The organism is [Flexibacter] sp. ATCC 35103, from assembly GCF_001975985.1.
Classification (GTDB): domain Bacteria; phylum Bacteroidota; class Bacteroidia; order Flavobacteriales; family Flavobacteriaceae; genus Flavobacterium.
In genome coordinates this window covers 114,649-138,438 of the sequence record NZ_MTQF01000001.1, presented here as the reverse complement: position 1 = coordinate 138,438, position 23,790 = coordinate 114,649, and the positions used below count along the sequence as shown (strand labels likewise).

Sequence of the window (23,790 nt, the reverse complement as noted above, 5' to 3'; positions counted from 1 at the left end):
TCTTAGATCTTGCTTAAGATTTGGGTTTATTTTAGCGTATCAACTAAATTTGTGAAGTGCGAAAAGTAATTATTTACATATTCATTTTTTTAATTGTATCCAATATTGGGTTCTTTCAGCAATTTTATAAATTGCCCATATTGATCGAACATTATAAAGAACATAAACAATTACAAAACGTAAGCTTTATTGATTTTCTCGAGATGCATTATTGGGGAGAAGATTTAAACGATAATGATACAGATCGTGATATGCAGCTTCCTTTTAAACATATTTCAAGTTCTTCATTTCAACTTGTATTTGTTCCTGCAGATAAACCTGTATTTTATATCCCTTTTACTATTGGATTTTCAAGGTCTGACAGCATTCCTTATACAGATAATTTATATTCTAATCCCGCTTTATTTGCGGTATTCAGACCTCCGGTAGCATAATTTAATTTTCGAAGATTTTTATCGTAGTTAAGACATATATATGTTTTGACGACGGCACTATTATTTCAAAAAATTAAATCATATTATGCTTAATAAGATCATACAATTCTCAGTTAATAATAAACTGGTAATTGGTGTCTTCACATTGCTATGGATTGTTTATGGCGTGTTTGAAGTTACCCGTTTACCAATTGATGCTGTTCCTGACATCACCAACAATCAGGTACAAATTATTACAACCGCTCCCTCTTTAGGTGCAGAAGATGTGGAACGTCTCATCACTTTTCCTATTGAACAAGCAATCAGCAATATACCGCAGCTTAAAGAAAGCCGCAGTATTTCCCGTTTCGGACTTTCGCTTGTGACCATTGTTTTTGATGATAATACAGATGTGTATTGGGCACGTCAGCAAGTATCAGAGCGTTTACAGAAAATAGAAATCGCAGAAAATGCCAGTATCCCTGAAATGGCTCCGGCAACTACCGGATTAGGCGAAATTTACCAATATGTCTTAAAACCACAGCCAGGATATGAAACAAAATATTCTCTCGAAGACCTCCGTACTATTCAGGACTGGACCATTCGAAGACAGCTTTTAGGAACTCCCGGAATTGCTGATGTGGCTACTTTTGGCGGAAAGCTAAAACAATATGAAATTGCTGTAAATCCGTCGAGATTAAAAGCACAAAATCTTACCATAAAAGAAGTTTTTACGGCATTAAGCAGTAATAACGAAAATACCGGTGGCGCTTATATCGAAAAAGGACCAACAGTACTATACATCCGAAGTGTAGGTTTGACCCGAAATATTAAGGATATCCAAAATATTATTGTCAAAAACACACAGGCAGGAACACCAATCCTGATCAAAGATATTGCCGAAGTAAAGCTATCTTCAGCAATACGTTACGGCGCTTTAACTACAGATGATATTGGTGAATCTGTAGGTGGTATTGTCATGATGCTTAAAGGCGAAAATGCCAATAATGTGATTGTTACCGTAAAAAAACGCGTTGCCGAAATAGAAAAGATCCTGCCAAAAGGGTTAAAAATCGAACCTTTTCTGGATCGTACTAAAATGGTAGACAATGCGATTGGTACAGTACAGAAAAACCTGATCGAAGGTGCCTTGATTGTAGTTTTGGTCCTGGTACTTTTTCTTGGGAATTTACGCGCCGGATTTATCGTTGCTTCGGTGATTCCGTTAGCCATGTTGTTTGCCATTATTATGATGAACACCTTTGGCGTAAGCGGAAACCTGATGAGCCTTGGAGCGCTGGATTTTGGTTTAATTGTCGATGGCGCCGTCATTATTGTCGAAGCCATTTTGCATCACATTCATAGTGCTAAAAAATATAAAGGCGTCGATAGTATTTCGCAGGAAGAAATGGACAAAGAAGTTACAGGTTCAGCCGGACGAATGATGAATGCTGCCGTTTTTGGTCAAATTATTATCCTGATTGTATATCTTCCTATTTTGTCTCTTGAAGGAATCGAAGGCAAAATGTTTAAACCAATGGCACAAACTGTTGCCTTTGCAATTTTAGGAGCTTTTATTCTTTCGCTTACTTATGTACCAATGGTGAGTGCTTTGTTTATTAATAAAAAGATCAGCCATAAACCAAATCTTTCTGACCGAATTATGGCAAAGCTTGAAAATTATTATGAAAGAGCCTTGTCTAAAGCTTTACAAGTCAGAAAAGGAATTGTTATTTCTGCTTTTGTTTTATTCGGAATAGCCTTGTTGTTGTTCAGTAGAATGGGAGGAGAGTTTATTCCGCAGCTCGAAGAAGGAGATTTTGCCGTAGAAACCCGATTGTTGTTAGGAACCAATCTTTCGACTACAACAGAAACGATTCAGAAGATTTCATCGGCACTTAAAAGTAAATATCCCGAAGTTGAAAAAGTAGTTTCGAGAATTGGTAGTGCCGAAATCCCAACAGATCCTATGCCTATTGAAGGCGGAGACATGATTATTGTATTAAAGGATAAATCAGAATGGACAAGTGCTTCTTCGTTTCCGGAACTCGCAGATAAAATGACTGAAACCGTAAAAGAAGTCGCGCCCGGAGTGACGACTGGTTTTCAGTTTCCGGTACAAATGCGTTTCAATGAATTGATGACTGGAGCAAAACAGGATTTGGTATGTAAAATTTACGGAGAAGACCTGGATAAACTGGCTCAATATGCAGAACAATTAGGTGCTATTAGTAAAACCGTAGAAGGTGCAACTGATCTTTATGTCGAAAAAGTGACGGGAATGCCACAAATCGTAATTGATTATGATTGGGCCGAAATGGCGAAATACGGCATTTATGTTTCAGATATCAACCAAATCGTAAATGCTGCTTTTGCAGGAGCAGTTGCAGGAAGTATCTACGAAGGAGAAAAACGTTTTGATATGGTCGTAAGAGTAGAAGCAAGCGGACGAAAAGACATTTCTGACGTTCGTAACCTTTTGATCTCAACACGTTCCGGAATGCAGATTCCGCTTTATCAGGTAGCATCTGTAAAAGAGGTTGAAGGACCCAACCAAATCCAGCGTGAAGATGCCAAGAGAAGAATTATTGTGGGTTTTAATGTTAGAGGACGCGATGTACAATCTATCGTAGAAGAATTACAGAAAAAAGTTAACAGCCAGATCAAATTTGATCCGGGTTATTACATCACATATGGCGGTACTTTCGAGAACCTGCAACAAGCAAAATCACGTCTTGGTGTTGCCGTTCCTGCGGCTTTGTTTATGATTTTGGCGTTGTTGTACTTTGCATTTAGATCGTTTAAGGAAGGAATTATCATTTTTACCGCAATTCCATTATCAGCCATTGGCGGTGTGTTTGGGTTGGCACTGCGCGATATGCCTTTTAGTATTTCAGCCGGAGTTGGCTTTATTGCACTCTTTGGAGTTGCAGTATTAAACGGAATTGTTTTAATATCTGAGTTCAACCGAATACAGAAACAGGGCGAAATTACCGATGCATTTCAGATTATTATTACCGGAACAAAAAACAGATTACGTCCGGTTTTAATGACTGCTGCTGTGGCTTCTTTAGGATTTTTGCCCATGGCTTTAAGTAATGGTGCAGGAGCCGAAGTTCAGCGACCATTAGCTACAGTCGTTATTGGCGGTCTGATAACTGCAACTTTGCTTACTTTATTTGTACTTCCGGCCATTTATTTAATGACCTATCATACTAAAGTGTCTTCAAAAAAAATTAAAAAATATAAAATGAACAAACTGACTTTATTTCTTGTTGCTTTATGCTGTACAGTTTCAGTTCAGGCGCAAGAAACTCCTATATCTCTAAACGAATCGGTATCGATAGCTATTAAAAATAATAAAAGAGTAAAATCAGCACAACTGAATGAACAATCAAAAGAACAATTGCAAAAATCAGGGTATGATATTCCTAAAATGGCTTTAGATGCTGATTATGGTCAGTTTAATAGTGGCATAAATGATACTCGTTTTGGTGTGAGCCAGACTTTTGCTTTTCCTACCTTATATAGTCATCAGAAGAAAGCTTTGCAGGAAAATTATAATATCGCAAAAGTACAATCTCACTTAACGGTGCAACAGATTAAATCGAATGTAAGAAGTTTATTTTATTATTATATCTGGCTTAAAAGCAAAAAGGAATTATTGACTTACGCCGATTCTATTTACAGATTGATGGAACAAAAATCGGATTTGCGTTATAAAGCCGGTGAAACCAATGTATTAGAAAAAAGTGCCTCACAATCTGCCCGACAATTTTATACCAATCAACTTGCAATGGTCAATAAAGATATTGCCATTACGCTGAAATCATTTAATACATTCCTTCAGGATAATGTTGATTATGTGCCATCTGCAGAGAATATCAAAACTGATTTTGCGATTTCATTGAATGAAAAAAGCAATACGGCCAGTCTTCCTCAAATACAGCTTTCGAACTATGAAGCCGAAGCTGCAAAATGGAAATGGAAAACAGAACAGGCTAAACTAATGCCTGATATAACTGTAGGATATAACAATTTGAGTATCATTGGGACACAAGCGAATTCTGCAGGTCAGGAAGTGTATTATGACAGCAGCCACAGGTTTAGTTATGTAAATTTAGGATTGTCGATTCCGTTATTTTTTTCGAGTCAGTCATCACGAAACAAAGCAGCCAAAATCGAATATGAAAATTATAAGATCATAGCAGAAAACACAAAAATCGAAATGACTACAGAAATTGCCAATGCAATAAGTGAGGTCGAAAAGTATAAGGAAAGCCTTAATTATTATGAAAATGAAGGACTTAAAAATGCTACTGTAATTATCGATGCTGCCAACAGTCAGTTAGAGAATGGGGATATTGATTATCTGCAATGGGTTTTGGTCGTGAATCAGGCAATTACTATAAAAAATGAATATCTGGACAGGATTAATGATTATAACAAAGCAATCATTAACGTGCAAACCCTTAATAATTTATAATATAATGAAAAAATATCGCATCCTAATTTTTAGTTTTTTATTCCTGGTTTCTTGCCAGAAAGATAAAAAAGAACAGCTTGATACAACGGCATCCAAGCAGGCAAACAGTATTCAGTTAACCAATGAGCAGGTTAAAAATGCCGGACTAATTGCAGGTAATCCTGAAGAAAGAACTGTAAAAGGTATATTGCAGCTTCAGGGAACGGTTACTGTACCGCCAAAAAGTGTGGTTAATGTTAGCATTCCTTTAGGCGGATATATTAAAAAAACCGATTTGATGGCAGGAATGCATGTTAGAAAAGGGCAATTATTAGCAGTTGTCGAAGATATGCAATATATACAGCTGCAACAGGATTATCTTACTGCTAAAGAAAAATTTCAATTGGCTAAAAGCGAATACGACAGACAAAAAGAACTGAATGCAAAGAAGGCCAGCAGTGATAAATTGTTTGAACAAACGGCTACAGAAATGCAGACACAGCGAATTTATATGTCAGCATTGGCACAAAAATTAGCCTTGCTGAATATCAACGTAAAAACATTGACAGCGTCAAATATTAGCAAAACGGTCTTTATTACTTCGCCTGTAAATGGTTTGGTTTCTAAGGTGAATGTAAACGTAGGCAAATACATCGCACCAACAGATATGCTTTTTGAACTGATGGAAATGAGCGATATTGTACTTGTGATGAATGCTTTTGAAAAAGATATCCACCTGCTTTCTGTTGGACAAAACGTTACTGTTTTTACCAATGCAAAACCTTCAAAAAAGTATCAGGCAAAAATTGCTTATATCAATCAAAGCCTTAATGATGATCGTGCTGCAGAGGTGATTTGTAAAGTAAATCAATATGACAGCGCTTTGATTCCCGGACTTTTTATTAATGCTGAAGCAGAATTTGAAAACGAAAAAGCCCTTACAGTTCCTGAAGATGCGGTCGTAAGATGGCAAGGCAAGTTTTTTGTTTTTTCTTTAATTGGAAATAATAAATACAAAATGGTTTCAATTGAACCAGGAACTGCAAGTAACGGATATCGCCAGATTAAATCTTCTGATATAGATAAGTCTTCTAAGATTGTGATTAAAAATGCGTATACACTTTTAATGACTTTTATGAATGGCGGAGAAAAATAATAGAATCATCAGATAATTGAAAGAGGCTTTGTAATCGCTAATTATTTTTAGATATTTTGCTCAGCTGATTTTAAAGTAAAAGAGGATGTCCAAAAGATATCCTCTTTTATTTTCTGGAATTAACTCTATATATAGTAGAAAAATCAAATAAATAGACAATTTAACCTTTTAGTAAATTGATACTTACTGTTGCAATATCAGCTTCGGGAAATCTTTTGAAGATTGATTTATCAGGAAATAATCCGGCTTCTGCAGCAACACTATTAAAAACATCTATCTCAACAATATACTGATCAGAAAAACCATGCGTGGCATCATAAGCTGTTGCAGGGGTTTTGCCTAAATTACCGGCTGCCAATTTTGGATTTATGGTATGTAATTCGATTAAAAGCAAACCAAATTTGCGAACATACGGCGACCATTTTTGTAAATGTTCCAGAAGATTATCTTCAACCAGATTGTTATTAATTCTTTTACCTCTGTAGGCAAATGCACCGGTAGATTTACTAATTCTGTTTTCGTTGATGTTTTTAGGAGTTTGCCAAATTCGGTTATGATCTAAAAAAGTCCTTACGTTAAGTAAATCCTTCAAATCAATGTTATAATTTTCCCTTAAGTCATCAGATAGTACATCTGGTCGCCCAATATCTCCCCAAATAACCTTTGCCCAAATATCTGCCTTGATAAGATTGGCCCTGGTTATTTTAAGAGCTGCCTGATTATAATCTGCCCCAACGAGAAACAATGGATACTCATCCAGCATTTTGCCCCGTAAGGTTTGCCTGTCGATAACTTCAAAAATATGCTGCAGGAAAGCCCCATTACCACAGCCCATATCCAGAATTCCTTTTGGCTGTTCATCAATTGGCATGTTAAAAAGTTTAATAATAATCTCATCTACAACTTTAAAATAAGTGTCGTGCGCACCACCGCTTCCCCATACATTCATTTCGCGATCAACATGAATTTCGTTTTCACCATTGGCAACCATTCTTAATATAGCAGGATCGCCAAAAATGAGTTCTTCGATTTTGGCAAATGTGGGTAAATAAGAAACTGTAACTCCGTAAGCGCTGGCTCTTTTTGCAAAAAATAACCCTGTTTCGGTAAATTGATAATTGCCGTTTTTTTCCAGAAACCAGCCAAGATGCGTAAAAAAGTCTAATATTTTTTTGAAATTTTCAGGAGATTTATGAAACTCTTCCGGTTTGAAAGACGTTTCCATAAAATATTTGTGAAACATTCCTTTCATCGCCAGGCGTACTATTGTAGGTCCAATCAAATACCCCTCGATATGTTTTAAAATCTGTTCCTGAATGCTGTTTGTCAGGATATCCTCAGAAGGTTCAATTCCGTATCTTTTTTTATATTTTTCAAAAATAAGATTGAGTTTTTCAAATGGCACATCTTCAAATAAACGCGGATGAAACTGGATCGAAAACTGTAATAAATCAACCACATCTTCATAGAGATGAAACATCGAAAAAGCGATTTCGGTCTTTTCATTTACCAAAATCGTAATTTCCTGTGTTTTGTTATCGACTTCATAATCTACAAAACCCTGAGAGGCCAAAATCCTCAAACCAATATTCAGATAGCCTTCATTTGCTTTAAAAACAGTGACAAGCTGCGGTAATTGTACCTGCTTTTTTTTCAGGATAAAATCTAATACTGCATTGTTTTTTAAAGCTATTGCAACAGGAGCAACAGCTAAGCCGTCGAGATGTCTGAAAATGGAACTTCGGAGTTCTGATTTGTTGATCATAATAAAAAAATGAAGGTTTAGTTAAAAATAAGAATTTTTTTTAACGAATGGCATATCAATTTTGTGCATCTGAAAAAATTATCCCGGCAATTTCTAGTGCGATAATTATTTGGAATAAAACTATTTTTTTGATTTTTGAATCGTAACATAAAACCCTTTATTATTAAAAATTATAATTATACATTAGCTATAATAAAGATTTTATCTCTATAAACTGATTACTCATAAGCATTTATAAAGAATATTTGATCGATTATTGAATGTTATAATCAAACTTAAAGCTATAATTCTAAAATTGTAAAAATGAAAAAAACGGCAATTGTTGCACTATTGGGAATTTTAATGTTTTCTTGTAAAAACGAGAAAAAAGAAGAGCAAAAAATAGAAACGGATCAAGTAGAAAACACAAAAGAACAGACTGTTTCAAAAGATATAAACTGGAGTGAAATTCCTGATCTAAAAGATATTGGCAATTTTCCTTTTTTTACTGCTCCTGCAGGACTTAAGATAAGTAATGAAAAAGAAGGGCTTTCTGAATTTTTTGATTACGAAACGATGCAAAACTACACAGGCAGCAGTATTTATACTACTGAGGGAAAACTGGGGATTTTGACTTTTGAAGGTTCTGATGGTAAAGATTTTAATCAAAAATTATTTGACAAAAGTTTTTATGATTATCTGGATAAAATAGGAGCGAAGCAAATTTATAAAGGAGAGTTTCCGGAGGATGAAAAGCAAAGAGCGATATTAGAAAAAAACTCATGGACCGGAAAAAAACGTACGAGTGGTCTTTTAAGAGAAAGCGATTCGCCATTTGCTGTTTATGCTTTTAAGAACGGTGGAAAAAAATATATCGTAAATATTCAGTCGAATTCAGCACAGGGAAATATTTTTATAATGGAGCTTAAAGATTTTGAGCAAACCATTAAAAAATATTCGGCAGCACAAATGAAAACCGACATTGATAAAACAGGGAAAGCGATATTGCATATTAATTTTGATACAGATAAAGCTTCTTTACAAGAAGACGGACAAGAAATTGTTGACGAAATAGCTGCTTTGTTAAATGCTGATCCAAAGCTCAAACTGTCTATAGAAGGTCATACGGATAACTCCGGTACTGAAGCCAGAAATCAAACTCTTTCGAGTCAAAGAGCTAATACTGTGATGTATGCCTTGGCAGCAAAAGGAATTGATATACAAAGATTAAAAGCAAAAGGATTTGGTTCTTCAAAACCTTTAAAAACCAATGATACTGAAGAAAATAAAGCAGAAAACCGAAGAGTAGAACTGGTTAAAATACAATAGGATCCTGTAATTATTGCAGCAGAAAAATCTTGTTCAATAAAATTTACAGATAGAAAATCCAGAGATAAAAAAATGCTAAACAATTAAGTTTAGCATTTTTTTTATACTTTTTGGAAGTGTAATTAAACTGTTTACTACCAAATCAAAGGTTCATTACCGCTTCTAAAAAGATATCTTTTTTCATCAACCACCGGTAAGTTTGTTATAAGGTAAGGATCAACGCGAGTATTTTTGCCTTCGACCGGGGTTATATTCTCCCAGCGCAATACAATTATTTGTCCTGATACTGTACCTAGAACAATATGTTGCCTGTCTGATGCAATATCTATAGACATAATCGTACCGCCTATGTGCGTGTAGTGTGATTTTTCATCGCTTACTTTTAGCCATAAATAACCATCATTAGACCCCAGATAAAATCCATGAGCTGACGGATACATACTAAATATCCATCTTCTGTCGTCTACAACTAAAAGGGCATCGCTATCCATATCATAACCGGAAGCTTGCAAACCGTCAATTTTATCTAGTAATACACCCAAAGTTGCGCTTCGTGAAAAATGGCAAGAACCTAATGCCAGTAATGGCGGCTGAAATTTATAATTAAAACACGCTATATTAGGATAAGAAGAGCGCTGTTCTATATTGGCAGTTTCTTCCCATTTTCCATTTTGCTGTATGAGTATAATGTGCGATGAATTTTGAGATCCTACGGTAATATATTTATCATCAGGCGAAATTGCGGCATGTGGATAATGAAGAAATTGATATGGAGATTCCTCTTCGTCATTTTCTTCCTCATAATCTTCTTCCTCTTCCTCTTCGTCATCCTCATCTTCTTCTTCATCACTAAGAAGGCTTCCGTGTATTAATTCAAAACCATTTTCATTAATAACAAAAATGCCATTATAAGTAATCAATACTACTTGTTTACCGGTCGAAAAAACCTCGATACTATCGAATTGAAGTTGTTCGATAGTTGCATTGTCCGGCAAATCAAATGTTGATATTATTGGACCGTCCCAACCTTCGTGTACGTCAATTTTTGTATTATAAACTTTTGCAAAATATTTTTTACTCTCGCTAAAACCAAAACCAATTAAGTCATCTAATAAAGTTATTTCGTCATCTTTAATGCTATAAACACCTTGCCATTCATAATAATCACCCAGTTTCGCTAGTATTCGATTGTCATCCAGCATGGCTACTTTTCGTACTTTATACCACATCGAATCGTCTAAAATATCAGAAAGCGGATCATTATCAGGAGGAAAAAGATCGCGAAATTCTTTGTGCTTGCCATTTTTATTGTACTCAATAAGTTGTTCCAGAACATAATCGCCCATGTCTTTTCTGGTTTCTTCAGGACATTCTGTTGCTGGATTTTCTTTCTGAATGTAGATAATATCCAACCACTCATTAATGGCCGTTTTGTATTCGTTTCCTTCTTTTTTCCAACGCTCTGATGCTTCTTGTAAATTTTTCATGAAGAATTTATTATAGTTTTAATGTTAATAATTAGTCCATTTTTAAGCGCACAATTTATACATTAAATATAATTTATAACAAGATATATCTGATTATTATTTGAAATTGTTAATAAGTAATATCTTAAAATTTTTATTTCGACCTATACTTTTGTAAGTATTTGATGCTGTTTATTTTAGAATTTGAAGCTTCTAAAAACATTATTTTTTCTTTATGAAGTATAAGAATAGGGTAAACATAAATCGAAAATCAGATGTAGAATATGGTATTATTAAATCGTTTTAGCAGAAGAAGCAAATTATATTTTGTAGCAATATTGGCTATTCAGGACTATAGTTTTAAAAAAAATCTTACACGGTAAAGAAAACCGTATATCTGTTAAGTCCTTTATTTATAGGAATCTAAAATTTTAGTAAAACTTTAATTAACATTTTTTTTGCAAAAAAAACGTTTAAAATTTTCGGGTTAATATTTTTAACATACTTTTGTTCTATCAAATTGGTAGAATTTAAAAATTAAGATTAAAATAAGACAATAAAAAATATTAAATAAAATTTCATTTTCGAGCAGGCAAAAATCATTTGGCATTCTAAGCTTTATAATTTGCCGCTGTTAAAAACTCTTCAAACTTTAATTCACAAAAATATTTAATAAGATGGATTCTAAATTTTAGGATTGAAATCTTGTAGAGACACGTTAAAATAATAATAATCCAAAATAAAGTAAAAATGAAAAAGCGAATGCATTGCAGATAAAAAAACCATTTCTGTTGCAGCAGAAATGGCGAAGCTTAAAGAAATTGTACATCTCTGTAAGGAAAGCGAGAGTGGAGTAAATCCGTTTCGGCTCACCTTATTATTAAACTAAAACAAAGTAATGAAAAAAAAATTAAATAGATATGCATTGTTTTGCATTTTGTTAATTTCCATAGGAATTAAAGCTCAGGAAACCAAGCCGTTAATTCAGTCCAAACTTGAAGGAATAGTAATCGATGCCGTTACAAAAGAGCCTGTTATTGGGGCTTCTATAAACATAAAAGGTACTACACACGGCGCTGTAACAGATTTTGATGGAAAGTTTTATTTCCAGACCGGACAAAAGTTTCCTTATACCTTAATCGTTAGTTATTTGGGGTATAAAAAAACAGAAATCGTAGTGACTTCAAATCCGGTTACTGTTAGTATTGATCAGGAGCAAAATGCGCTGTCAGAAGTAGTCGTTACGGCACTTGGTATAACGAAAGAAAAGAAATCTCTGGGATATACTACACAGGCACTTAAAGGCAAGGAATTGTCAGACACAAAAGAAACGAATTTCTTAAATAGTCTTAGCGGTAAATTAGCAGGAGTTCGTATCACCAATTCGCAGGGAGATATGGGATCTTCGCGTATTATTATTCGTGGTGAAACTTCTATTTCAGGAAATAACCAACCTTTATTTGTGGTAGACGGAGTTCCGGTAGATAACTCGCAATTAGGAAGCGTTGGTGGAGCTACGCGTGATTTTAGAAACGCAGTTGCTGATTTAAATCCTCAGGATATTGAAACAATAACAGTATTAAAAGGTCCAAATGCGGCTGCTCTTTACGGATCGCGTGCTGCACATGGTGTGGTTCTTATCACTACAAAATCTGGTAAAACACAACAAGGACTTGGAATAACTTTTAATTCAGGGATAACAATCTCACAAGTTGCGAGCTTGCCTAAATTTCAAAACTCATTCGGACAAGGATCAAATGGAAGATTTAGTTATGTAGATGGTAAAGGAGGCGGAGTTAATGATGGGGTTGATGAAAGCTGGGGACCTAAAATGGACGGACGCCTAATTCCTCAATTTAATTCAAATGGGGTAGCTGTACCTTTTGTGGCGCATCCTGATAATGTAAAAAACTTTTTTAATACAGGACTTACTTATGACAATAGTATTTCTATCGCAAAATCAGATGAGAAATCAGATTTTCGTTTAGGAGTAAATAATCAAAAACAATTAGGAACTGTGCCTAACAGTGAAATAAACAAAACAAATTTTACTGTAAATACGAACTATCAAATAACAAAAAGTATAAAAGTGGGTGTAACAGGAAACTATATTGTGACCACAGCACCAACATTGCCGGGTGGACCAACAGGAAACCGTGCTGCGGGTGTAATGCTTCAGTTTCTTTGGTTTGGGCGTCAGGTAGATACAGATCAGCTTAGAAATAACAGAGATGTAAACTGGAATAACAGTTATTATAGCAATCCGTATTGGAATGCTTATTATAATACAACCAGTCAACAGCGTAACCGTTTTATAGGAGATATCCATTTAGAAGCAAAAATTATAGATGGTCTTCTTTTTAAATTCCGCACCGGAGTTGATTATTATAATGATCGCAGAAAATACACGATTAAGTATGGTACAAACGGAACACCTTTTGGATCTTATGCTGAAGACGCTTATACTGTAGACGAGAGAAATACAGAGGGTATTTTGCAATATACTAAAAAAGTAAACGATGATTTTAGCGTAGATGCACTTGCCGGATTCAACATACGTAATCATAGCGATGCAAACAATTATCAAAAAGCACCACGTTTGGCTGTGCCGGATTTATATACTTTGACCAATTCACGTGACCCTTTGACTTCATCAAATGTATTCTCAGAATTAAAAGTATACAGTGCTTATGCTTCGGCACAATTGGGGTATAAAAATTATGCCTTTTTAAACGTAACCGGACGTAACGACTGGTCATCGACATTGCCAAGCAGCAACCGCTCTTATTTTTATCCTTCTATTAGTGGTAGTTTGGTATTATCTGATGCTTTGAATTTAAAAAGCAGTATGCTTGATTTCTTAAAACTTCGTGGCGGATGGTCTGAAGTAGGTAACGATGCAGATCCGTATCAATTGGCTACGGTTTATGATTTTCAGACTGCATTTGACGGAAATCCAATTCAAACTTCATCTAAAAAGAAACTGAATGAGAACCTGAAACCGGAAACAACCCGTTCTACTGAATTGGGTCTTGAATCTTCTTTCTGGAAAAACAGATTGCATCTTGATGTTGCTTATTATAATACAAATAGTTTTGACCAGATTCTGGAGATAAAAACAACAACTGCAAGCGGTTATAATTCGCAATTAATCAATGCAGGAAAAATAAACAACCACGGTATCGAAATTCAATTGGATGGAACTCCTGTTCAAACAGATAATTTCAAATGGAATGTTGGTGTAAATTATTCAAAGAATATAAGCAAAGTAGATGTTCTTGACTATGAAAAACAGATTCAGAACTATACAATTGCTACATCGGGAGGTGTTGATGTATTAGCATCTGTAGGACAAGCATATGGTGCACTTTATGGTACAGCTTATTTGCGTGATGCAAACGGAAATATAGTAGTAGGAGCAAATGGTTTGCCACAAGCTGATCCTCAAAAAAGAGTTTTAGGACATTATACTCCGGACTTTTTAGGCGGTGTTACAAACACATTGACGTATAAAAATCTTGAATTTTCATTTCTGGTTGATGCTCGTGTAGGCGGGGAACTTTTTTCAGGAACAAACAGAACCGGAAATTATACAGGTGTATTGGCTCAGACACTTCCGGGTCGTGATGCTGCAAATGGAGGTTTAAATTACTATGTAACAACTACAAGTACCGGAACTACAAAAACATTGCTTCCAAGTGGGGCTGCAGCTCCTGGTGGTGTGCCTGTTTATGATGACGGAATGATTTTTAACGGTGTATATGCTGATGGAACTCCAAATACTTCCATACTTAGTGCGCAGGAATATTACAAAGCATCATACAATATCAGTGAAGCTTATATTTACAGCTCAACTTTTGTAAAATTAAGAGAAGTAAAACTGGCTTATAATTTTAATAAATCATTTGCTAAAAAGCTGGGCTTTCAGGGAGCAAGTATCACTGCTGTGGGGCGTAATTTGTTTTTTATCTACAAAGACGTACCCAATATCGATCCTGAATCAGCATTTAATACCGGAAACGGTCAGGGACTGGAAAGTCTGGCGTTGCCAACTACCAGAAGTTTTAGCCTTAATGTTAATCTTAAATTTTAAAAACACGAAATCATGCTGAAAAAATTAGCCTATATAACGCTGTTTGCAGTATCACTGGTCTCTTGCAGCGACAGTCTGGATGAAATTAATAAAAATCCAAATGCAACCGAAACACCTCTGGCACCTTATTTATTAACAGGCTCATTAAAACAGGGCGCTGATATATATTGGGGATCAGATAATAACTTTAACTCTTCTTTGCTTTTTGTTCAGCATTGGGCTAAAATTCAATATACGGAGCCGGACAGATACGATGTATCCAACACTTCATTTGTTTCTTTATGGAATACGGGATATGCAACCCTGATTACAGATTTAAATACGATTATTAATTTCCCGGATCAACAGGCAAACTCCAATTATAAAGGAATTGCACTGGCGCTGCGTTCATGGACGTTTTTATTGTTGACAGATGCTTACGGGAGTATTCCTTATAAAGAAGCAGGTCTAAAAGTAACGCCGGCATATAACACACAAAAAGAAGTCTACACAGGATTGCTTGAAGATTTAAAACAAGCGCAGTCTTTATTAAGTCCGTCAAACGGAATTGTAACCGGTGATTTAGCTTATAAAGGAGACGTTCTAAAATGGAAAAAACTGGTAAATTCCCTTCGTTTGCGTATCGCATTGAGAATTTCAGACAAAGAACCAGCTTTGGCAAAACAAGCAGCGATAGAAGCGACAAGTGATGCCGGAGGATTAATTAGCAGTAATAGTGAAATCTTTCAGTTTATTTACATTAGTTCGCCTCAGCAAAATCCGGCTTCGGCGTGGTTTGAAACCAGAGATGATTTTCGTATTTCGAAGACATTGGTTGATAAGCTAAACGAATTATCAGATCCTCGTTTACCTGTTTATGCTCAGTTACCATCAGATGCAACTGTAGGTAAATATGTTGGCGGTGGCAACGGATTATCAAACAGTGCTGCAAATAGTCAGGGTTTTGCCAAAACATCAAAACCGGGAACTTATTTCCTTACTTCTGCATCGCCGGCTGTAATTGTTTCTTATTCTGAAGTGCTTTTCAATCTTTCTGAAGCTGTAGCACGTGGTTACATTGCAGGAGATGCAGAGCAGCTTTATAAAAATGCGATTACGGCATCGCTGAATCAATTTGGTATTACCAATGCAACAACTGTTGCGAATTACCTAAATCAGCCAACGGTAAAATACGATGCGTCGAATTATGCCAAATCAATAGGTACGCAAAAATGGATCGCATTCTTTGGGCAGGGTCTTGATGCTTTTGTAGAGTGGAGAAGACTGGACTATCCGGTATTAACTGCAGGTCCTGATACCGTTTTGAACGGACAGATTCCTTCTCGCTTCTTTTATCCAGGTACAGAACAATCCCTAAACGGAACAAGTTACCAAACGGCAGTATCTGCTCAGGGAAAAGATTTACTGACTACAAAATTGTGGTTTGATGTAAAATAAACAGCTTGATACATGCTAAATACCGAATTGTAAAAAACGGTCAGCAAGACACCTAATTTCAAAACGGATTAAGCATCTCAAAAACTTAAAAACCTCCAAAGTCATATGATTTTGGAGGTTTTATATTTTTATTTTAGCTATTTCTTAAGATTTTATAAAGTCTAAAATATCCTTATTAATGGTTTCCGCTTCAGTAGTTGGCATACCGTGTGGAAATCCCGGATACGAAATTAGTTTTCCGTTTTTTAATAGTTTAGCTGCTTTGGGTGCCTGGTTATAAGGCACAATTTGGTCATCTTCGCCATGTAATACAAGAACCGGAATATCTAAACTTTTAAGATCTTCTGTAAAATCAGATTCAGAGAAAGCTTTGATTCCTTCATAATGAGCCAAAACAGAACCCATCATTCCCTGACGCCACCAGTTATGTTTAATACCTTCCTGAACTGTTTTTCCTTCGCGATTCCATCCGTAGAAAGGTATTGGGAAATCATAAAAATATTGTGCTCTGTTAAATCCTGTGCCTTCTCTTATTTCATCAAAAACAGACAATGGAACACCATCAGGATTTGATTCATTTTTTATCATTATTGGCGTTACCGCACTAATTATGATTGCTTTTGCAACACGTTCTTTACCATATTTTGCTGCGTAAAGTATTACTTCTCCGCCACCGGTTGAGTGACCAATATGAATGGCATTTTTTAAATCCAGCGCAGCGGTTAATTCAGCTACGTCTGCTGCATAAGTTTCCATGTTGTTTCCTTCAGAACTTTGTCCTGAACGACCATGTCCGCGTCTGTCATGTGCAATAACTCTGTATCCTTGTTTTAGGAAAAACATCATCTGTGCATCCCAGTCATCACTGGATAATGGCCAGCCATGGTGAAAAACAATAGGTTGTCCTGTTCCCCAATCTTTGTAATAAATTTGTGTTCCGTCTTTTACTGTAATTGTGCTCATCTTTCTTTTAGTTTTAGGTTAATAACTTTTATAAATAATGTTTGAGTTTTAAATCTCGATTGTGTTAATTTTTTATTGATTTAAATTCTTTTACAAATTTACAGGGGTAGAAAAGACTTATCGATTAATCTAGGTTAAGTAATGAATATTATTGCTTTTTATTCTCAAGCTGCACTTTGAATTTACCCCAAAACGGATTATCAGCCATTTGCGAATGACCAACCATTATAATATGATCGCCTTTTTGTGTGAGGTTAATTTTTAAATCCATTCCAAATGGTCCGTCTGAGCTTTTATCTGGAAAAATAATTTGGTTAAAACGAATGTTTCCCTTTCCCGTAGTGGGAACAATCTTTGCATTTAATTCGCCTGAATCTTCATTTTTAAATTTAAGATATATTCTGGGATGAATAGAATCGAGAGAACCTTCGGCGGTATAAAAACCTTTTTCGTCTTTAAAATTCAGGACAATAGTATCGCCTGTTTGTTTGTTCTCTTCTTCAATTTTGTTTGTAGTAACTGAATCTTTTGTAACAGATGATTCTGAGGATGGAGCAGGAGCAATCTTGTTTTCTTTTTGTTGACATGAACAAAAGAAAATTGATATTAAAAGGATAGAGAAATTTTTCATACGAATGTTTTTAGTTAAGTGTCTCGAAATTAGTTATTTTTTAGGATGTTTTTGTTACATAATGCCATTTGGATTTTGCAGGATCAGTATATTAATTATGTTTTTGTCCAAAATTTTTCGAGATACCAATACCAATAGTCCAGGTGTCGTATGCATTCCATTTAAAATCGTAACCAATGCTTCCTAAAACTTCCCATCCTTTAAAAAAATCATAACCGTATTCGACACCGGCGCGGGTAAGCAGATAATTTTCTTCCTTCGCAAATTCACCTCCCATTCCGATTAAAAAACTCCAGTGTTCATTTAATTTGTAAATTCCCATAAGGGCAGGAGCAACGGGATAACTGCGTTCCACTGTTTCTTTTTCGCCGCCTTTTTCGAAACTTTTTTCGACTTTAAATTTTTCTATTATAATATCTGTATGCAATCCAATTGCCCATTTTTGATGAAAGTGATACGTATAATCAATTCCCCATGCCGGCAGCGAAAGCACTTCACGATCTCCCTCTTCATTTCTTCCTTCAAAAACATGTGCATGACTAATTACCAATGCGAGTTGGTGATGCGGTTTAAATGATGTTTCATTTTCCTGCGAAATACATTTGCAACTCGGCAGGAGTACAAAATAAAACAGGAAGATTCCAGTTTGAATTGGTTTAATTATCATTTTAATATTTGTTTAAATGAATCGAATAAAAAAGAGGTATTTGCTGTACATTTTATTGTTTAAAGCAAATACCTCTATTAAGTATAATTTATTGACTAGTCTCTGTTTAAAGCTCTTTTTGCTTCAGAATTTAAATCAGAATATTCAATTTTTCCAACGTTAATACCAACTCCGTAAATTTCGCCTCCTTTAAATTCTCCGGGAGTTTTGTATTCTTTGCTCACAGCATCTCCACTGTCAAATCCTATACAAAGACCATCTCCGGAAAGTGTAAATTTCCCAGTTTGTGTTCTCATAGGTCCTGATGCCACTTCTTTTCCGTCAATATAGAGTTTCATTTTTCCAAGAGATTCGCCATTTGGACCTGCTTTTTCACGTGTAAATTCCATACCAAAAACATGCTTTCCTGCTGTAATATCAACATTTGAAGTGAATTTTTGTTCCGGCGAAATTCCTAAGAAATTGTATACATAATGTAATTTTTTGTTTTTAAGAAACAAAGTATGTCCTCCAAATCTGGAACCATGTGCAAAAAGTACACCTGTAGCATTAACATCTTTAATATCAACATCAGCTACAATTTTATAAGAGCGTCCGCGAACATTTACTGCAACACCTTCCGGTACCGGAGCAGTTCCCGGATAATAAACATATTGATCACGAGGAGCTTCTGATGATGGTCTTTCTGTTCCTAAAACTTCAATAGCAGAACGGTCATCAAGCGGTAAAACCAAATTTTTTGCAGCTTCTGAATTCCAATCGGCAATTAATTCTTTTAATTTGTCTGGATTTTTTTTGGCTAAATTATTAGATTCAGCTCTGTCTACATCAGTATTATAAAGTTCCCATTCGTCTTTGTCAAAATTTCCTTTTCCAACAAGCGGAGTATGTAATGCCACAGCTTTCCAGCCATCTTTCCATAAAGCACGGCTTCCTAACATGGCAAAATACTGAATGTGTTTTTGAGTTTTTGCATCTGGTGCGGCATCAAAAGTATATTTCATAGAAACACCGGATAATGGATATTGAGGAACACCACGATATACTTTTGGCATTTCGACCCCACAAACTTCTAATAAAGTAGGAACAATATCTGTAGAATGGTGAAACTGATTGCGTACTTCGCCTTTGGCTTTAATTCCTTTTGGCCACGAAATAACTAATGGATCACAAGTTCCTCCGGCATATTCACTGTATCTTTTAAACATTTTAAATGGGGTAGAAAAAGCAGCTGCCCAACCCGTTGGATAATGTTCATAAGTGTCAGGACCTCCTAATTTGTCCAGATATTTTAAGTTTTCCTTCAATTCATCCGGATATCCATTAAAAAATTTATTTTCATTTACAGATCCTGAAGGAGAACCTTCTCCGGAAGCTCCATTATCAGCAGCATACAAAACGATGGTATTTTCTAATTGCCCCGTTTTTTCCAGATAATCAATTATACGCCCTACCTGAGCATCTGTATATTCAGAGAAACCTGCATATACTTCGGCTAATCTTGAGAATAATTTCTTTTCGTCTGCACTTAATTTATTCCAGTCTAAAACTTCATCACCCGGATTTGAAACTCCCGGAGGAAGCGGATTGAATTTGTCAAATTTAGTTCCCGCCGGAATTACTCCTTTTGCAATCATGCGCGGTAATACCCATTTTCGATAGGCATCATAACCTTCATCAAATTTGCCTTTGTATTTTGCTATATACTCTTCGGGTGCATGATGTGGTGCATGATTTGCTCCGGGACAATACCACATAAACCAGGGTTTAGAAGGGTTTGTTGCCTGCTGATCGCGAATATATTCTAAAGCGTGATCTGCTAAATCTTTAGATAAGTGATATCCATCTTCAGGTCCGTATTTTGCTTCTGTAAAGTGATTGTCTTCTACTAAATCCGGATACCATTGATTGGTTTCTCCTCCCAGAAAGCCGTAATAGCGATCAAATCCCATTTGCATTGGCCACGTACTTCGATCTCCGCCTGATGCAACATCTTGTTCCGGAACATTGTGGTCTTTACCTATCCAGAATGTACTCCAGCCATTATCTTGTAAAACCTGTCCTATGGTGGCAACTTGTTTGGGTAATCTGCCGCTTGCTCCGGGATATCCTGCTGCCGCTTCAGTAATTGCCGCCATTCCGTTTAAATGATGGTTACGTCCTGTTAATAAAGTAGAACGTGTTGGAGAACATAAAGCTGTAGTATGCCATTGTGTGTAAATCAGACCATTATCAGCTAATTTTTGTAGAGTAGGCATGTTAATTCCTCCTCCAAATGGTGACCATGCGGCAAGTCCAGTGTCATCATATAAAATAAATAAGATATTTGGTGCACCTTTTGGCGCTGTTTTGGGAGTATAGGGAGTCCAATCTTCTTTTGAGTCCCGAATATCAAGACTAATTTTGCCTTTAAAAGTTTCCTTTGTTATTTGTTGGGGATCAGCCTGTGCCATTGCTTTATCCGGAAGGTTAAAGAACAATAGGCAGAAAATAAAAAGGATCATGCTGTTGTTAAGCGCGATAATTTTTTTTGCGTTCATAATTTCTTGTATTAATTAATATTGATTCAGTTCTGTCAGGAAAAATAGCAATCCTGTCTTTTTACAAACGACCAAGATTGTTCAATACAACAATTTAATTATGGGCTTAAAATTCTGCTTATGAATACTTTAACTGGTTTTTAAAAGAGCTTATATAAAATTTTATTTAATTATTATTGTTTTAAATTCACGGTCACTTTATCTATTTCACCCTGAAAAGTAAACGGTACATCATAAGATCGTACTACGGGAGTTCCAAAATCTTCTCCAACATCTAAAGTTTCATCGGCTGAGAATCTGCTTGGAACTGTTTTAGGAATATCACCTTTTGCAACTTCTTTTCCATCTACCAGTAAAGTAACTTTTGCAGCTTTACCTGCACCGCCGCCGGCATAATCAAAATTTACAGTAACATTATGTTTGCCTGCAGTCAAAGCCGTTTTAGATTGAATCGTCCATTTTGATTGTGGATAATGAGAAAAAGCATATGCAAAAGTTGGTTTTCCTTTTTGAAGCATTAAAGCTAATCCGGCAAAATAACCGCCTTGCGTGATAATCATTCCTTCATCACCGGCTTTAACTTCGATATCAGCAGTAATACTAAAAGATGTATTTTTCATGTTTGGAGCCATTCCTTCTGTAATACGTGAATTTCCTTCGTGATACACATAACTGGTTCTTCCTTTATTTAAATTAGGACGATTTTCCGGATTTACACGATCTATATAACGATCATCCAAAGGAAACACATTAAACTTACGTCCTTCTTCCAGAAAAGCTTTTTGAAGTTCTTTTAATTTCTCAGGATTTTGAGCCGCAACGTTATCAGTCTGGCTAAAATCTTTTTTTAAGTCATACAATTCCCATTTATAATCCTTCATAGGATCTTCTGATGGAATAGGATGTCCTTGCCAAGGCAAATTTCTAGGCGTTGTATTGGCCAGCCAGCCATCTTTATAAATTCCTCTGTTGGCAATAATCTCATAATATTGCGTGGTATGTGTCTCAGGTGCTGATGCGTTATCAAAACTATAAATAAGGCTTTTTCCGGCCATAGGCACTTGTTTAAACCCGTCTACAGTTGTAGGAGCAGGAATTTTTGCTGCTTCAAGAATAGTAGGAACGATGTCTGTAATATGTGCATATTGACTGCGAATTTGGCCTGTTTGCTTAATACCTTTTGGCCACGAAATAACCATTCCGGTTCTGGTTCCTCCCAAATGCGATGCTATTTTTTTATCCCATTGATAAGGCGTATTCATGGCATGTGCCCAACTTTGCGAATAATGTTCCTGTGTCCACGGACCACCAAATTCATCTAAGTTTTTAAGCATAAATTCTTCTGTATCTTTTTCACCGTTTACCATTATTCCTATCTCGCTGGTCAGTCCTTGTCCGGTTGGGTCTTCGGCACTTGCGCCATTATCTCCCATGATATAAATAATAAGTGTATTGTCAAGTTCTCCTAAATCTTTTATAGACTGAATCACCCTTCCAATCTGGTTATCGCAATATGCAAGCTGAGCAGCGTAGACTTCCATTTCTCGTGCTACAACTTTTTTCATGTTTGGACTCAGTGCATCCCATTTTTGATAATCATCAGGAGTAGGAGCCAGTTTAGCATCTTTAGGAATAATACCCATTGCTTTTTGCTTTTCAAAAGTCATTTGGCGTTGTTTATCAAAACCATAATCAAATTTGCCTTTAAATTTTGCAATCCATTCCTTCGGTGCCTGATGCGGAGCATGTGCAGTTCCGGGAGTATAATAAGCGAAGAATGGTTTATTTGGTGATACCGCTTTTTGAGTTTGGATCCATTTAATGGCATGATTGGCTAAATCTTTATCTAAAATATAATTAGGATCTACTTTACCATCGACCAAATAAGGGTCAATAGGTTTTGTTCCTTCAATTAAAGAAGGCCTGAACTGATGTGCATCTGCTCCAAGAAACCCGTAAAAATATTCAAATCCCAAACCGGTTGGCCATAAATAAAATGGTCCTGCCGGTGTAGACTGCCAGTCCGGAACATTGTGGTTTTTCCCAAACCATGAAGTACCATACCCATTATCGGTTAATATTTTTCCTATGGTTGCCACACTTTTAGGGACTAAACTATTATAACCCGGATAAGGAGTCGAGAATTCCATAATAATTCCTGTGGCTGCAGTATGATGGTTTCGGCCTGTTATAAGTGCTGCACGCGATGGTGAACAAACTGCCGTAGTATGAAAACGATTGTAAATTAATCCGTTTTTTGCCAAAGCATCAAAATTAGGCGTTGGAATTGGGCCTCCAAAAGTAGAAGTTGCACCAAAACCTACATCGTCTATCAGAATTAATAGTACGTTTGGCGCTCCTTCCGGGGCACTTATTTCTTTTGGCCATTCTATAGGATCTGAATCCTTAATGTTAGGTTCGATTTTACCTGTTTTTTGATAAGCCTCAATAGGTAAAGTTGTTCTGTCAGGCCAGTTTTTAGTCGAGGTATTTTCCTGAGCTTGTATTGAACTGCAAAATAGAAACGGAAGCAGTATCAACAGTAAAAAATTACTTTTCATTATAAGATTTTTTTTAGTTTGAAAAAAGAGCGGAACAATACAATATTAATGGGATTATTAATAGCAGAAAAGTTTAATTGGTTACCACATAATCATCAAATAATTATGTTCAAATCGATTGAATTCCATACGGAATTAAAATTATAAAAATATTAAATCACTAGGTAAATATGTAAGAATTAAGATGTTGCAAATTATAACTTGAAACAACTTTTTTAAGAATTGTTGTTAAGTTTATCATAATTTTATTCTTCCAAATCTTGGGTGTAAACTTTGTTTTTTATGGGATATAATGCTGTATTTGCAAATTTTTAATTCAGTATTG

Annotated in this window: 13 protein-coding genes; 6 read left to right on the top strand and 7 right to left on the bottom strand. The window is 35.7% G+C overall.

Translation table 11 applies throughout. The annotated features are described in order from the left end of the window. The first annotated feature begins 140 nt into the window (after window positions 1-140). The 3 genes from BXU01_RS00505 to BXU01_RS00495 all read left to right on the top strand — a co-directional run bounded on the left by BXU01_RS00505 (window position 141) and on the right by BXU01_RS00495 (window position 6,034). Window positions 141-434 (top strand): hypothetical protein, encoded by a 294-nt coding sequence (locus tag BXU01_RS00505; protein WP_255373671.1) that lies wholly within the window; start codon window positions 141-143, stop codon window positions 432-434. An 85-nt stretch (window positions 435-519) separates the two neighbouring features. Further along, complete coding sequence (locus BXU01_RS00500) at window positions 520-4,899, top strand: CusA/CzcA family heavy metal efflux RND transporter (RefSeq protein ID WP_083691211.1); 4,380 nt, start codon at window positions 520-522, stop codon at window positions 4,897-4,899. Window positions 4,900-4,903: 4 nt separating this feature from the next. Then, window positions 4,904-6,034 (top strand): efflux RND transporter periplasmic adaptor subunit, encoded by a 1,131-nt coding sequence (locus BXU01_RS00495; RefSeq protein ID WP_083691845.1) that lies wholly within the window; start codon window positions 4,904-4,906, stop codon window positions 6,032-6,034. Between the two features lie 160 nt (window positions 6,035-6,194). Here BXU01_RS00495 and BXU01_RS00490 read toward each other — a convergent pair whose 3' ends face one another. Continuing rightward, window positions 6,195-7,799 (bottom strand): class I SAM-dependent methyltransferase, encoded by a 1,605-nt coding sequence (locus BXU01_RS00490; RefSeq protein WP_083691210.1) that lies wholly within the window; start codon window positions 7,797-7,799, stop codon window positions 6,195-6,197. 303 nt (window positions 7,800-8,102) lie between these two features. Between BXU01_RS00490 and BXU01_RS00485 the strand changes: the two genes are divergently transcribed. Beyond that, entirely contained in the window at window positions 8,103-9,107 is a 1,005-nt protein-coding gene (locus tag BXU01_RS00485; protein WP_083691209.1) for an OmpA family protein, read from the top strand. Window positions 9,108-9,241: 134 nt separating this feature from the next. Here BXU01_RS00485 and BXU01_RS00480 read toward each other — a convergent pair whose 3' ends face one another. Beyond that, window positions 9,242-10,594 carry a hypothetical protein gene (locus BXU01_RS00480; protein ID WP_083691208.1) on the bottom strand — a complete coding sequence of 451 codons (1,353 nt, stop codon included), beginning with the start codon at window positions 10,592-10,594 and terminating at the stop codon, window positions 9,242-9,244. A gap of 877 nt (window positions 10,595-11,471) precedes the next feature. Between BXU01_RS00480 and BXU01_RS00475 the strand changes: the two genes are divergently transcribed. Continuing rightward, a complete protein-coding gene (locus BXU01_RS00475) occupies window positions 11,472-14,666 on the top strand; it encodes a SusC/RagA family TonB-linked outer membrane protein (protein ID WP_083691207.1) in 3,195 nt (1,064 codons plus the stop codon). Window positions 14,667-14,678: 12 nt separating this feature from the next. Continuing rightward, complete coding sequence (locus BXU01_RS00470) at window positions 14,679-16,103, top strand: SusD/RagB family nutrient-binding outer membrane lipoprotein (RefSeq protein ID WP_083691206.1); 1,425 nt, start codon at window positions 14,679-14,681, stop codon at window positions 16,101-16,103. Between the two features lie 144 nt (window positions 16,104-16,247). Here BXU01_RS00470 and BXU01_RS00465 read toward each other — a convergent pair whose 3' ends face one another. From BXU01_RS00465 to BXU01_RS00445, 5 genes are all read right to left on the bottom strand, one after another. Further along, window positions 16,248-17,066 (bottom strand): alpha/beta fold hydrolase, encoded by an 819-nt coding sequence (locus tag BXU01_RS00465; protein WP_083691205.1) that lies wholly within the window; start codon window positions 17,064-17,066, stop codon window positions 16,248-16,250. 148 nt (window positions 17,067-17,214) lie between these two features. Beyond that, the gene (locus tag BXU01_RS00460) at window positions 17,215-17,697 is read right to left on the bottom strand and encodes a hypothetical protein (RefSeq protein WP_083691204.1); all 483 of its coding nucleotides are present in this window, start codon (window positions 17,695-17,697) and stop codon (window positions 17,215-17,217) included. Between the two features lie 91 nt (window positions 17,698-17,788). Further along, on the bottom strand, window positions 17,789-18,364 hold the full coding sequence (locus BXU01_RS00455; protein ID WP_083691203.1) for a hypothetical protein: 576 nt from the start codon (window positions 18,362-18,364) through the stop codon (window positions 17,789-17,791). 95 nt (window positions 18,365-18,459) lie between these two features. Further along, the gene (locus BXU01_RS00450) at window positions 18,460-20,904 is read right to left on the bottom strand and encodes an arylsulfatase (protein WP_083691202.1); all 2,445 of its coding nucleotides are present in this window, start codon (window positions 20,902-20,904) and stop codon (window positions 18,460-18,462) included. Window positions 20,905-21,077: 173 nt separating this feature from the next. Further along, window positions 21,078-23,465, bottom strand: coding sequence for an arylsulfatase (locus BXU01_RS00445; RefSeq protein ID WP_083691201.1), 2,388 nt, complete (start codon window positions 23,463-23,465; stop codon window positions 21,078-21,080). Window positions 23,466-23,790: the final 325 nt, after the last annotated feature.